The organism is Pseudomonas sp. H1_D05 (assembly GCF_054682705.1).
Genome location: NZ_CP162825.1, coordinates 5,469,198 through 5,482,617, shown reverse-complemented (window position 1 = coordinate 5,482,617; position 13,420 = coordinate 5,469,198). Strand labels below are relative to the sequence as shown.

Genomic DNA, 13,420 nt, shown 5'->3' with positions numbered 1-13,420 from the left:
TCAACCAGAGACAGCACAAGATGAACACCCTCAGCCCCTTGGGCCCGAACATTCCACGCATCGCCCTGATCGGCGAATGCATGATCGAACTGCAGCAACGCGCCGACGGTAGCCTGCAACAAAGCTTCGGCGGCGACACCCTGAACACCGCGGTGTATCTGTCCCGCGCCATGGGCGACAAGGCGCAGGTCGATTACGTCACCGCACTGGGCGATGACAGCTTCAGCGACGCCATGTGCCAGATCTGGACCAGCGAAGGCATCGGCCTGGATCTGGTGCAGCGTCTGCCGGGGCGTTTACCGGGCCTGTATTGCATCCAGACCGATGCCAGCGGTGAGCGGCGTTTTCTCTACTGGCGCAACGAAGCGGCAGTTCGCGACTGTTTCACCACCCCGGCCGCCGCGCCGATTCTGGCGGCGTTGCCGGATTACGATGTGCTGTATTTCAGCGGCATTACCCTGGCTGTGCTCGGTGCGTTGGGCCGGGAAAAACTTATCCAGACTTTGATCGAAGCGCGGCAGCGGGATGCGCGCATCGTCTTCGATAACAATTACCGGCCACGCCTGTGGGCCTCGGTCGAAGACGCGCGGGCGGCTTATCGCAACGTGTTGCCGTACGTTGATCTGGCGTTGCTGACGGTGGATGACGAACAGGCGCTGTTTGGTTTCGCTGATTGCGAAGCGGTGTTTGCTGCTTACGCGCAGTTCGGCACGCTGGAAGTGGTGCTCAAGCGTGGCGCCGAAGCCTGTTTGATTCAGTGTGATGGTGAAGCGTTCGAAGTGCCGGCGCAGAAGGTCGAGAAAGTGGTGGATACCACGGCGGCGGGGGATTCGTTCAGTGCGGCGTATCTGGCCAGTCGATTGCTGGGCGGAAGTCCGACGGAGGCTGCCGAGGCCGGGCATCTGCTGGCCAGCAAGGTGATTCAGGTGCCGGGGGCATTGATTCCGAAACAGGCTTGAATGGCCGCTTGCTGCGCAATCGGTTCGCGAGCAGGCTCGCTCCCACAGGGGAATGCATTCCAAATGTGGGAGCGAGCCTGCTCGCGAAGAGGCCCTGGAGCCAAGCACTAATCGCGGTAAAACACCTGCACCAGGTGATACCCGAACTTGCTCTTGATCGGCCCATGCACGGTGCGCAGCGGCTTTTTGAAAATCACCGCATCAATCGCCCCGACCATCTGCCCCGGCCGCACTTCACCCAGATCACCGCCGCGCTTGCCGGACGGGCAGGTCGAGAATTTCTTCGCCAGCACATCGAACGCTTCACCCTTGGCGATGCGTTGTTTGAGCTGTTCGGCCTCTTCGGCGGTTTTCACCAGAATGTGGCGGGCTTGGGCTTTCATCGTGCGATACCTGATAACGGGGTGACGGCGGGGCGCGGATTATGCCTCAAGTCACAGGGTTTGGCTGATCATCGTGCGGATCTTGCTGGCCAGCAGCTCAATGGCAAAGGGTTTGGCAACCATGTCCATGCCATCCTCAAGAAATCCCTGACGCTCGGCGGCTTTCTGCGCATAACCGGTCATGAACAACACCTTGAGGCCCGGCCGATGCTGGCGGGCGATCTCCGCCAGTTGCCTGCCGTTCATGCCCGGCAGGCCGACGTCGGTGACCAGCAGATCGACGCGTAGATCGGACTCCAGCAGGGGCAGGGCGGTCTTGGCATCTTCGGCTTCGTGGGCCTGATAACCCAACTCCCGGAGCAGATCGAGCACCAGCATGCGCACCGCCGGGTCGTCCTCAACCACCATCACGGTTTCACCGGTCGCCGTCGCCGACGGTTGTTCAACGGCGACGATGGCCGGCCGTTCCGGTTCGACGCCATACAAGCGCGGCAGGTACAAGCGCACGCAAGTACCCCGGCCCGGCAGGCTGTCGAGGCTGACATGACCACCCGACTGCTGGGCAAACCCATAAATCATCGACAGCCCCAGCCCGGTGCCCTGGCCGATGGGCTTGGTGGTGAAGAATGGATCGAAGGCCTTGGAACGCACCGAGGGCGTCATGCCGGTGCCGTTGTCGCTGACCGCCAGCATCAGGTAATCGCCGGCCTTGACCGGTTCGAGCGTGGTGATGTCGCTGCCGTCGAGGTAGACGTTGGCCGTTTCGATCACCAGTTCACCGCCCTCGGGCATCGCATCACGGGCATTGATGACCAGGTTGAGCAAGGCGTTTTCCAGCTGACTGACGTCGGTACTGACCGGCCACACGTTCTCGGCCAGACGCAGGGTCAGTTCGATCGGATCGCCCTTGGTACGGCGGATCAGATCTTCCAGCGAATGCACCAGTTGATTGGCATCGAGGGTTTTGCGATCCAGCGACTGGCGCCGCGAGAACGCCAGCAATCGATGGGTCAGCGCTGCCGCACGGTTGGCCGATGACACGGCGGCTTCGGTAAAACGGCCAATTTCGTCAGCCCGGCCGTTGGCGATGTAGCGCTGCATCAAATCGAGGCTGCCGATGATCCCGGTGAGCATGTTGTTGAAGTCGTGGGCGATACCGCCGGTGAGCTGGCCGACAGCCTCCATCTTCTGCGCGTGGCGCAAGGCATCTTCGGCACGCTCGCGTTCGAACATCTCGTTCTGCAAACGCTGGTTGGCCTGGGCCAACTGTTCGGTGCGGGCGCTGACCCGTTCTTCCAGGGTTTCGTTGAGATTGCGCAAGGCTTCTTCGGTTTTCTTGCGCTCGGTCTCATCGATCACGAAGATATAGAAACCACTGATCGCGCCGTCGGCGGCGTAACGCGGCAGGTAATTCATCAGCGCGTGGCGATTGCTGCCATCGCGGTGCGGGGTATACAGGCTGAATGAGCACGGTCTGCCGGCCAGCGCCTCGGCAATGTAGGGCCGGCGCAGGAAATACGCTTCTTCACCGATGACTTCGCGAATCGTGCGCCCGTAGAGTTCCTGTGGCGTGAGGCCGTACCAGTCCAGATAGGCCGCGTTGTTGAGGCGAAAGCGCTCTTCACAGTCGACATAACTGATCAGGATCGGCATGGCGTTGATGATCAATTGCAGTTCGGTCTGGCTCTGGCGTAACGCCTGTTCGGTGTGTTTGCGCTCGGTCAGGTCCAGCGCCGCGCCGAGAAAACGCATGGGCCGGCCATGATGATCCTTGTAGCAGCGCCCGCGGGCGAACACCCAGCGCACCTCGCCATCGCCTTGCTGCAAGCGATATTCCTCAGCGTATTCGGTGCCGTGGGTGATGCAGTGCTTGATGCTGCGCGCAATCATGGCGCGGTCTTCCGGGTGCACGCCTTGCAAGTAGTCGCTGATCGGCAACCGGCCGGCGAGGCTGGGGTCGACGCCATGCAATTGGGCGAAATGCGCATCGGCGATAAAGCGGTCTTCGCCGATGTCCCAATCCCAGGTGCCGACAGCATCGGTCGCAGCCAGGGCCAGTTGCAGGCGCTCCTCGGTTTCCCGTTGGGCTTTGAGGCTTTCTTCCGAGCGTCGCTGCAGCTCCAGAGCGATGCGGCGGCGTTCGTTGGTTTCGATGGCGGTGACGAGGATTCCGGCAACTTGCGCGGTCTCATCACGAATCGGGCTATAGGTCAGATCCAGCCAGAAGTCGGATTCTCTGCCGTCTCGTTGCAGGGTGAAGCGTCTTTCGCTGTAGGTGCGAACCTGGCCCTGTAGGACGGCGCTGTAAATAGGGTCGGTAAAGTCGCGAAGTTCCGGCCAGATCTGGTGCGCAGGCTGTCCGAAAGCGTGCGGATGCTTGTGGCCGGCAAGCAGGGCGAAACCGTTGTTGTAGATCTGCGTGAGCTGCGGCCCCCACAACAACAGCATCGGCATCGGCGAGTGAATCACGATGTCCACCGCGGTGCGCAGGCTCTGCGGCCAGTTGCCGGCAGCGCCCAGGGGGCTGCGGCTCCAGTCGGTACGGGCGATCAGTGCCTGTGCGTCGTCGGTGTTCGGTACAGCATTCATTACATCAATCCTGAGCGTGGTTCGTTGAGGCGACGTCTATCATTGTTGCAGTTGATCTGCGCCAGGCGCAGGCCGTTGTCTGTTCATTGAATGCTTCGCGGGTGCTTTTTGCCATGGAAATCGATGCGCTGTTGTCAATTTTGTCCAATAAAAACGGTTCGGACCTGTTCCTCTCCACGGGCGCACCGCCCAGTGCGCGCATTGACGGCGTGCTCACAGTGTTGAGCGAACGCCCGTTCAAGAACGGTGAAACCGCCGCCATCGGCGCCTCCCTGATGGACGCCGAGCAACGACGGGAGTTCGACCGGGATCTGGAAATGAACCTGGCGATTTCGCGAGCGGGCATCGGGCGTTTTCGCGTCAATATCTTTAAGCAGCGCAACGATGTATCGATCGTCATTCGCAATGTCAAACTCGACATCCCGCGTTTTGCCGATCTGAAATTGCCGACAGTACTGCTCGACACCGTCATGCTCAAGCAGGGGTTGATCCTCTTTGTCGGGGCCACCGATTCGGGCAAGTCGACCTCGCTGGCCGCGCTGATCGATCACCGCAACCGCCATAGCAGTGGGCACATCATCACCATCGAGGACCCGATCGAGTACATCCATCGCCACCAGCGCTCGATCATCAATCAACGGGAAGTCGGGGTCGATACACGCAGCTTCCACGCGGCCCTGAAAAACACCCTGCGCCAGGCACCGGACGTGGTGCTGATCGGCGAAATCCGTGACCGCGAAACCATGGAACATGCCTTGGCGTTTGCCGATACCGGGCATCTGGTGCTCTCGACGTTGCACGCGCACAACGCCAATCAGGCACTGGATCGGATTATCAATATGTTCCCGGAAGAACGGCGACCGCAGTTGTTGCATACGCTGGGAAACAACCTGAAAGCATTTATCTCGCAACGCTTAGTGCGCACCGTCGATGGGCAACGCAGGGCGGCTGTCGAGGTGCTGTTGGGCACGCCAACCATTGCAGATCTGGTTCGGCGCGGACAGTTCGAGGAGCTGAAACCGATAATGGAAAAATCCCCCGAACTGGGTATGCAGACATTTGATGCGGCGCTGTACGCATTAGTCGCTGAAGGTGCAATCAGTGCACAGGAAGCTTTAAAGAATGCAGATTCGGTGAATAATCTGAAGTTACGGATGAAACTTTCTGAGGAGGCAAATGCTGGTAACGATACAGCGTCCGAAGAATGGGGTTTGATCGATTAATATTTTCTTGATTGTTTGTGTGTGGGTGCCAGGAAACAGTTATTCATGTTTTTTAGATGGATTGGTCGTATCAAAGAAAGTAGAACGTCATCGCGCTGAAGTTGTCAGCTAATTAACTTGATGAGGTTCTAATATGAATGATAAGACCCGGAATAAAACCTTCTGGTCTTCGCCTGTTGCTCTTTCCGAATGGAAGAGCAGGGATGAAGCCGATGCCGTTGAGCGTCAATTGGTTTTGGCTCAACTAGAGGGGGCGTTAAGCCAATACACGGATGATCAAAAGATCAATTGGTATGGGCATGAAGTAGAGTTGCAAACCGGATCGTCGTTGTTCGAGATCTATAATCCCGGCAGTCTTTTGCTTAATGAGTTGCTTGCTACCGGCCCGGTATTCGGTGCGATTGCCAGGGAAGGCGCAAGCGATCATGACGGACTTCTGCGTGTTACGCCCGACGGCAAGATGGAAGTCCGTGCGGTCAGGGGGTGGGTGGATCTGGTCGCGGCGCGGCACTTTGAATACAGTGTTCCGACACAATCTGCACTGACGTTGATTTCGGATATAGCAAAAGTGGCCGGTGGTTATATATGGCCTGATAACGCTATAACCCTCGATCAATGGTTCCGCTTTCATGACATAAACTTGCCCGACAACAAGGCAAAGGTCAGGAATTTGATCGATTTATTCGAGTTTGATCCGCCAGTGCCAGAGCCGGGCAACTACTGGGAGCATTTTCAAACCGAAGATCCGGCATTGGTCGTATTAAGCGAGGAACAGTTTTCAGCTATTCGTAATGCGACTGCCAAGTTGATGCCCAACAGAAAACTTCTCACGGCCCTCTACAATGTTACCGGTCGCGCCGCCGTCACACATGAACGTGCGGCTCAACGGGTCATTGAACTCGTCAATCATCCGATTGCTCTGAATCTCGCCGGTGACTACCTGAAAGAACTGGACTGGTTCGGTGTGAACGAGGGACAGCAGGCTTCCGATGACATTCTCCGGCAATTGCTGATGACGGCGATATTGCTCGACCTTGATCCATCGATTGGTCACGGCATACAGCGTAATCGCGTGGTCGGACTTGATCTGTATGCGCCGAAAAATGTTGATTGTCACCCCTCGGTCATACTTGAGGCGCTGACGGCTGTGCTGCGAACCCGACAATGGGTTGAGGCTGGTCTGGAGCTGTTGGTTGCCCACTTGCTGTTGGCACGCAACGCACCCGAGTTTCTGGTCAGGGAGATTCCCTCGTCGGTTACCTTGGGTTCGATTGGATGGATCAATTTCTGTCGCGCCGTCATGCTGGTCGAGACACTGAAATCCGGTGCGACGCGTGGCATGACCTATGCGCAGGTCATGGCGTATGGCGAACTTGAACCGGTCAGTGAGTCGCAGAAACACAAGCGTGACCTGGCCATGATTGACCCGATCGTCGATTGGGCATTGATCAACCAGATTGTGACCGCCGCTGAACTCGAGCAGGCCGAGCAAACCACTACCCGACGTGCAATTGACGCATTCGAGCGCCACTCGGAAACGTTCGCTCAAATCGCCAAGGCATTTTCGACGCCGTTACCCGACAGAGCGAAGATTGCCCGATCCGCTTTGCAAGTCGCCGCGCCAGGTTGCGACAGCCTGGACGAAAAAGCACTGTCCGAGAAAGGCGGACAGCTAGTCATGTCGATGGTCGACTTGCATCAATCAGGTGATCTGGTCACTGGCCAGTGGGATAGGCGTACCGTGCGCCTGGTCACTAACGGTGTCCTCAGGCCGGCCATCAACTACAACCCGTCCGGTGTCAGCCTTTACGCGCGTTACCCGAACCTGTTGAAGCTAGGATCCTGTGACGAGGAGATGGATCGTCAGCTGGCTGTGCATTTCGATGATTTGAACAGCGCCATGTTGTCTAGCGTGAAACTGGCTTTGGCGCAGATGCCAGAGGCGGATTTGCACGTCTTCATGAATGCCGATATTCACTTCCTGACCGTACGCGAGTCCGCTATTTATTCTAAATCGCGCGGCCTGGGCGGGCCCCTGAAAATCGATCTTGACCAGGAAACAATGCAAAGCAGAGATGCCGCCACGGGACGTTTTGGCATTGTGATGTATGCGTCTCACGAGAATGCGGACATCTGCTACGAACTGTTCACATCGCGCGCCGAGACTCGAAAAAATGACGCCTTGGCGGCGTTCATCAAGCGAGAGCGAAAACTGCGACAACGTTCAAGAATGAGTGCCAGTGCGGATCTAACGTTTCCACTGAGCATCACCGCGACGCAACTCCTGCCGCTCGATGTAAAACGCTATACCCATGCGGCTGCCGAGGACTCTTCGATCACCAGCAGCATGGCCATTATCGATAATTTTGGCCTGCTGAACGCACCGCAAGCATCGTCGACGCCAAAGTCAGGGTTCTATCAAAAATTCAACGACGCGAATATCGAACGTATCGCCACGTTTCTGGTTAAAAATCGACCTTATCTGAACAAGAACGAGCTGAGAGAACTGGTACGCGTCCCGACTCCGCTTGAACTTTCCAGGGAGGAGGGCGAGCGATTGCTGACTTATTTCATCGACCTGGTGGTGCCTTTCAAAAAGTGCATCGAGGATATTGCCTCGGGTGAACATGACAAGGTCGTCGACGGAGTTTACGGATGTCTGATGGATGGCATCGGCCTGGTGGGCACGGTGGCAGGAGCCACCTCCAAAGTCTTGAGCATATCGGCGAAGGCTATTTCAACCACATCCAGGGCGGCGCGTTTTACCCGATTGGCATTCACCTCGGCCGTTTCCCTTTTCAACCCGCTGGATGGGGTGCCCTCTGGCATTCAGGCGGGCGGAAAACTGGTGAATAAGGGCTTGTTGCGATTTAGCAAAAACAGCCATGAACTGGTTGCCAGGGCCAACAGCCAATTGCACAAACTCAGTGGTCGTCGGCAGTCCTATGATTTGCTCGGTGCGTCGCAAAGTACCCATTTGGGGTTGGGTCACTGGCAACCGCGCGGCACGCCTGGCAACGTTGTTGTTCTGGCGGCCCGCAGTGGCAACCAATGGTACGCCTTGAACCGCCGTGGCAAGTTGTGGGGTCAACCGCTAAGCGGCTTCGCCTATCAAACGCCCTTGCAGTTGCCGTATTCGACCAAGACACTTCCCGCGAGCTACACGCGCAACTTCATCGAAACAAGCCTGCCTCGCGCTCGGGCGAAGATTGACAACGCTATTGCTGTGATCAGCCGACATGAGTTCAAGCGAGACGGCGATCTGCTGATGAAGGCACTGTTCGGTAGCACGCCGCAGGTAGCGACTGATCGACTGGTGAATTATCTGCGCTTGATTCGCTTTGATTTCGCTGGCTTCTCGGTGAGCAACACGCTTCTCGATGCAGTGAAGCATAACGAGACACTCGCCTCTTTTGATGTGAACAACTACAAGCGATGGAAAAGTGCCAGCTCCAACGACGCATCGGGTATTGCGTTTATCGAGATTTATACTCAAAACCTGAACAAACACTTCGTCAATCTGGGCTTCAACCATGACGTGGTGGCCGATGACCTGATCCATGAACTGTTCCATGGCAGTGCGCAGACCGTGGATGTCGGCTACGCCACGGACACAGAGCATGCAAGCCACAGCGGGCAGCGACTGGATGTAGCGCAGTTGCTGGATCTTGCGTCCGGCAACCTCCTTGTCGGCGACTCGATCGCTGGCAATCATGCGGTATCCAAGGCCTTTGAGAATGCCGACTCGCTGGCAATTGCCACTTCGTTACTGAGTCAAATGGCTACGGACAAAACGACATTCGACCGCAACATGACGATCATTCGCAGGGCACTCGATGCCAGTGGCGGTAGAGCGATTGGTCAGCCGGTTGTGATTACGCTGAACAAACCCCGCTGACGCCAGGCACCGTCGCCAACGCTTGCCGTAAGCGTATCAGCGCCGGGTTCAAATGCTCAGTTCCAGCCGATCCCGAAACTGCTCCAGCGCTTCGGGATTGGCCAACGCATCGGTGTTTTTCACCCGCCTGCCGTGCACCACCTCGCGCACTGCAAGTTCGACAATCTTGCCGCTGATGGTGCGCGGAATGTCCGTCACCGCAACGATCTTCGCCGGTACATGCCTTGGGGTGGTATTGGCGCGGATCTCCTGACGAATGCGTTGCTCCAATGCGTCATCCAGAGCCAGCCCTTCGCGCAACTTCACAAACAGCACAACCCGCACGTCATCCTGCCACTGCTGACCGATAGCGACGCTGTCCAGCACTTCGCTGACTTTCTCGACCTGCCGATAGATCTCCGCTGTGCCAATGCGCACGCCACCCGGGTTGAGCACTGCGTCAGAGCGACCATGGATCAGCATCCCGCCGTGAGGCCGTTGCTCGGCGTAATCGCCCTGTGCCCAGACCCCGGGAAACAGGCTGAAATACGATTGCCGCAATTTTGCGCCGTCCGGGTCATTCCACAGGCCAATCGGCATGGCCGGGAAATGCCGGGTGCAGACCAGTTCACCTTTTTCACCAAGCACCGGTTGGCCGGCGTCATTCCAGACTTCGACCGCCATGCCCAGGCTCTTGCCCATGATCTCGCCGCGCCGCACCGAGGACAGCGGATTGGCGTTGACGAAGCACGAAACAATATCAGTGCCGCCCGACATCGACGCCAGGCATACATCCGCTTTCAAGTCGCGATAGACGAAGTCATAGCTTTGCGGCGATAACGCTGAGCCCGTGCACAGCAGCGTCTTCAGGCTGCTCAGATCATGACTTTCCCGGGGCTTGGCGCCGCTGCTTTCCAGGGTGGCGAGAAACTTGGGGCTGGTGCCGAACACACTGATGCGCTCGTCGTCGATCAAGTCGAGCAAACGCTGGTTGTCCGGGTGGAACGGCGAGCCGTCGTACAGCACCACGGCGCTGCCGACCGCGAGCGCCGAGACCAGCCAGTTCCACATCATCCAGCCGCAGGTGGTGTAGTAGAAAAGTCGATCGCCGGGGCCGAGATCGCAATGCAGGCCGTGTTCCTTGACATGTTGCAGCAACACGCCGCCGGTGCTGTGAACGATACATTTCGGCACGCCGGTGGTGCCGCTGGAATACAGCACGTACAGCGGATGATGGAACGGCACCGGGACAAAGTCCGGTTCGCCGCCGACCTGATAAAAGTCATCCCACACAGTCACTTCGGCGGGAGTCTTGTATGCCTCGACACGGGCCTGCGGCTGGGCGTAAGGCACGATGATCAACTGCCTCAGGGTTGGCAGTTGCTCGAGTATTCCGTTGATTTTGTCGGTCTGCTCGATGACTTTGCCGGCATAGCGATAACCGGCGCAGGTGAGCAGCACCTTGGGTTCGATCTGGCCGAAGCGATCGATCACCCCATGGGTGCCGAAATCCGGTGAGGAGCACGACCAGATCGCACCGAGGCTGGTGGTGGCGAGCATCGCCACCGGGGTCTGCCAGGTATTGGGCATGCAGGCGGCGACGCGATCGCCAAGACCAACACCGGCGGCGCGCAAACCGGCTTGAAATCCGGCGACATGCTCGGCGAGTTCGGCCCAGGTCAACTGCTCGCGTTGACCGTTTTCCGCCACGCTGATCACCGCCACGGCATCGTCACGCCGCCGCAGCAGGTGTTCGGCGAAGTTCAGCGTGGCGCCTGGAAACCACTCGGCGTCGGGCATCTTTGAGCCTTCGCGCAGCACGGCATCGGGTTGCGTGTGGAAGCGGATATCGAAGAAATCGACAATCGCCTGCCAGAATTCCGCGCGCTGCTCGACGCTCCATTGGTGCAGGGCAGGGTAATCGTCGACTTTCAGTGAATGGCGTTGATTGACCGCACGACGGAAGGTGTCCATGCGCGACTGGGCGATACGGTTGGCGTCGGGTTGCCAGAGGATGTCGGACATTGTTTGCCTCTTGTTTTATTCATGCACAAAGCTTGGGCGGTTCACCTATCCCCGGTAGGAGTGAGCCTGCTCGCGATAGCGGTGTGCCAGAACCGTAAAAGTTAACTGACACAAAGCTATCGCGAGCAGGCTCACTCCTACAGGGACGCAGCATTACTGCGCCAACCACCCACCATCAATATTCCACGCCGCGCCGCGCACCTGGCTGCCAGCCTCGCTGCACAAAAACAACACCAGTTCGCCCAGATGCTGCGGCGTCACGAATTCCAGCGATGGTTGCTTCTCGGCCAGCAAATCATGCTGTGCCTGCTGCGGATCGACCCCCTTGGCCGCACGGTCATCGATCTGCTTCTGCACCAGTGGCGTGAGCACCCAGCCCGGGCAGATCGCGTTGCAGGTGACATTGCTGGTCGCGGTTTCCAGGCCGACCACTTTGGTCAAGCCGATCACACCGTGCTTGGCGGCGACATACGCCGCTTTGCCGGTCGAACCGACCCGGCCATGCACGGAGGCGATATTGATGATCCGCCCCCAGCCTTTGGCGCGCATTCCCGGCAAGCTCAGGCGCGTACTGTGAAACACCGAGGACAGGTTGATGGCAATGATCGAGTCCCAGCGCTCGACGGGAAAATCCTCCACGGCGGCGACGTGTTGGATGCCGGCGTTGTTGATCAGAATGTCGACACCGCCGAATTCGCGCTCGGCGTAATTGATCATGTCGGCGATCTGCGCCGGATCACTGACATCGGCCGGATGATGGCCGACCTTGCCGCCGAACCGGGCGACTTCGGCGATGACTTTCGACGCATCGCCAAAACCATTGAGAATCAGATTCGCGCCAGCCTTGGCCAGGCTCAGTGCGATGCCCAGACCAATGCCGCTGGTGGAACCAGTCACCAGCGCGGTCTTGCCGGAAAGAGTCGTCATGAATACCTCACACAATGCCAGTGGCGTAGAAAGTGCCGATCACTACGAAAACCGCCAGGGTCTTGATCAGCGTAATACAGAAAATGTCTTTGTAGGCTTCGCGATGGGTCAGGCCCGTCACCGCGAGCAAGGTGATGACCGCGCCGTTGTGCGGCAGGGTGTCCATGCCGCCACTGGCCATCGCGGCGACGCGGTGCAGTACTTCCAGCGGAATATTCGCGGCGTGGGCTGCACTGATGAACTGCTCGGACATCGCCGCCAGCGCAATGCTCATGCCGCCCGACGCGGAGCCGGTGATACCGGCCAAAAGGGTCACGGTGATGGCTTCGTTAACCAGCGGATTGGGAATCTGCTTGAGCCAGTCCGCCAGCACCAAAAAGCCTGGCAGCGACGCGATCACCGCGCCGAAGCCATACTCCGAGGCGGTGTTCATCGCCGCCAGTAACGCGCCGCTTACGGCACTTTTGCTGCCTTCGGCGAGCTTGCTGCGAATCGCCTGAAAGCCAAACGCCAGCACCATCAGAATGCCGACCAGCAAAGCCGCCTGCACGGCCCAGATCGCCGTCAGTTTGGCGATCTCGGTGGTCACCGGAGCCGCCATGCCCGGCAGCGCGAGACTGTGGGTCTTGCCGTACCACTGCGGAATCCATTGGGTGAACAGCAGGTTCATGATGCCCACCGCCAGCAATGGCGACAGGGCAAGCCATGGGTTTGGCAGTTTCAGATCTTCAGCGGTTTCCGGCTCGTTGCGCAATTCAGTGCCGTAGCCTTCGCCAGCACGTTGCGCCTTGTTGCGTTGCCGCTGCAAAAACAGCATGCCGGTGCAGAACACGAAAATCGTGCCGATCACCCCCAGCCACGGCGCCGCCCATGCGGTGGTGTTGAAAAAGGTGCTGGGGATGATGTTCTGGATCTGCGGCGTGCCCGGCAGGGCGTCCATGGTGAACGAGAAAGCGCCGAGAGCGATGGTGGCCGGGATCAGCCGCTTGGGGATATTGCTCTGGCGGAACATCTCGGCAGCAAACGGATAGACCGCGAAGACCACCACGAACAGCGACACGCCGCCGTAAGTAAGCAGAGCGCAGACCAGCACGATCACCAGCATCGCTTGCTTGGTGCCGAGCAAGCGAATGGCCGCCGCGACAATCGAACGGGAGAAGCCCGACAGTTCGATCAACTTCCCGAACACGGCGCCGAGCAGGAATACAGGGAAATACAGTTTGATGAAGCCGACCATTTTCTCCATGAACACCCCGGTGAACGCAGGGGCGACGGCGGAAGGGTCGGTGAGCAGAACCGCGCCGAGGGCGGCAATCGGGGCGAAGAGGATAACGCTGTAGCCACGGTAGGCGGCCAGCATTAGCAGCGCCAGGGCTGCCAAGGCAATGATCACACTCATGGTGTGTCTCTCCAGAATTGTTATTTTTGTGGGTAGAA

The 13,420-nt window shown here is 58.4% G+C and carries 8 protein-coding genes; 3 read left to right on the top strand and 5 right to left on the bottom strand.

Features of this window, described 5'->3' with window-relative positions; genetic code table 11:
• Nucleotides 1–20: 20 nt before the first annotated feature.
• A complete protein-coding gene (kdgK, locus tag AB4O11_RS24700) occupies nt 21–959 on the top strand; it encodes a 2-dehydro-3-deoxygluconokinase (RefSeq protein ID WP_460129024.1) in 939 nt (312 codons plus the stop codon).
• A gap of 107 nt (nt 960–1,066) precedes the next feature.
• On the opposite strand, the gene AB4O11_RS24695 is transcribed toward kdgK, so the two are convergent.
• Together AB4O11_RS24695 and AB4O11_RS24690 are read right to left on the bottom strand one after the other, a co-directional pair.
• Nucleotides 1,067–1,342, bottom strand: a complete 276-nt coding sequence (locus AB4O11_RS24695; RefSeq protein WP_007912322.1) for a peptidylprolyl isomerase — start codon at nt 1,340–1,342, stop codon at nt 1,067–1,069.
• A 51-nt stretch (nt 1,343–1,393) separates the two neighbouring features.
• Entirely contained in the window at nt 1,394–3,931 is a 2,538-nt protein-coding gene (locus AB4O11_RS24690) for a hybrid sensor histidine kinase/response regulator (protein ID WP_460129022.1), read from the bottom strand.
• A 113-nt stretch (nt 3,932–4,044) separates the two neighbouring features.
• Here AB4O11_RS24690 and AB4O11_RS24685 point away from each other — a divergent pair, with 113 nt between their 5' ends.
• A complete protein-coding gene (locus AB4O11_RS24685; protein WP_257355301.1) occupies nt 4,045–5,154 on the top strand; it encodes a PilT/PilU family type 4a pilus ATPase in 1,110 nt (369 codons plus the stop codon).
• A gap of 133 nt (nt 5,155–5,287) precedes the next feature.
• Complete coding sequence (locus AB4O11_RS24680; protein WP_460129020.1) at nt 5,288–9,052, top strand: hypothetical protein; 3,765 nt, start codon at nt 5,288–5,290, stop codon at nt 9,050–9,052.
• A 48-nt stretch (nt 9,053–9,100) separates the two neighbouring features.
• Here the strand turns inward: AB4O11_RS24680 and AB4O11_RS24675 are convergent, their stop codons facing one another.
• The 3 genes from AB4O11_RS24675 to AB4O11_RS24665 form a co-directional block, all read right to left on the bottom strand.
• The gene (locus AB4O11_RS24675) at nt 9,101–11,056 is read right to left on the bottom strand and encodes an acetoacetate--CoA ligase (protein WP_460129018.1); all 1,956 of its coding nucleotides are present in this window, start codon (nt 11,054–11,056) and stop codon (nt 9,101–9,103) included.
• A gap of 153 nt (nt 11,057–11,209) precedes the next feature.
• Entirely contained in the window at nt 11,210–11,983 is a 774-nt protein-coding gene (gene hbdH / locus AB4O11_RS24670) for a 3-hydroxybutyrate dehydrogenase (protein ID WP_460129016.1), read from the bottom strand.
• A 7-nt stretch (nt 11,984–11,990) separates the two neighbouring features.
• Complete coding sequence (locus tag AB4O11_RS24665) at nt 11,991–13,382, bottom strand: GntP family permease (RefSeq protein ID WP_093430962.1); 1,392 nt, start codon at nt 13,380–13,382, stop codon at nt 11,991–11,993.
• Nucleotides 13,383–13,420 lie beyond the last annotated feature (38 nt).

Coding starts and splice junctions, on each gene's coding strand:
- kdgK (WP_460129024.1), top strand. CDS start 21: ATGAACACCCTCAGCCCCTTGGGCCCGAACATTCCACGCATCGCCCTG.
- AB4O11_RS24695 (WP_007912322.1), bottom strand. CDS start 1,342: ATGAAAGCCCAAGCCCGCCACATTCTGGTGAAAACCGCCGAAGAGGCC.
- AB4O11_RS24690 (WP_460129022.1), bottom strand. CDS start 3,931: ATGAATGCTGTACCGAACACCGACGACGCACAGGCACTGATCGCCCGT.
- AB4O11_RS24685 (WP_257355301.1), top strand. CDS start 4,045: ATGGAAATCGATGCGCTGTTGTCAATTTTGTCCAATAAAAACGGTTCG.
- AB4O11_RS24680 (WP_460129020.1), top strand. CDS start 5,288: ATGAATGATAAGACCCGGAATAAAACCTTCTGGTCTTCGCCTGTTGCT.
- AB4O11_RS24675 (WP_460129018.1), bottom strand. CDS start 11,056: ATGTCCGACATCCTCTGGCAACCCGACGCCAACCGTATCGCCCAGTCG.
- hbdH (WP_460129016.1), bottom strand. CDS start 11,983: ATGACGACTCTTTCCGGCAAGACCGCGCTGGTGACTGGTTCCACCAGC.
- AB4O11_RS24665 (WP_093430962.1), bottom strand. CDS start 13,382: ATGAGTGTGATCATTGCCTTGGCAGCCCTGGCGCTGCTAATGCTGGCC.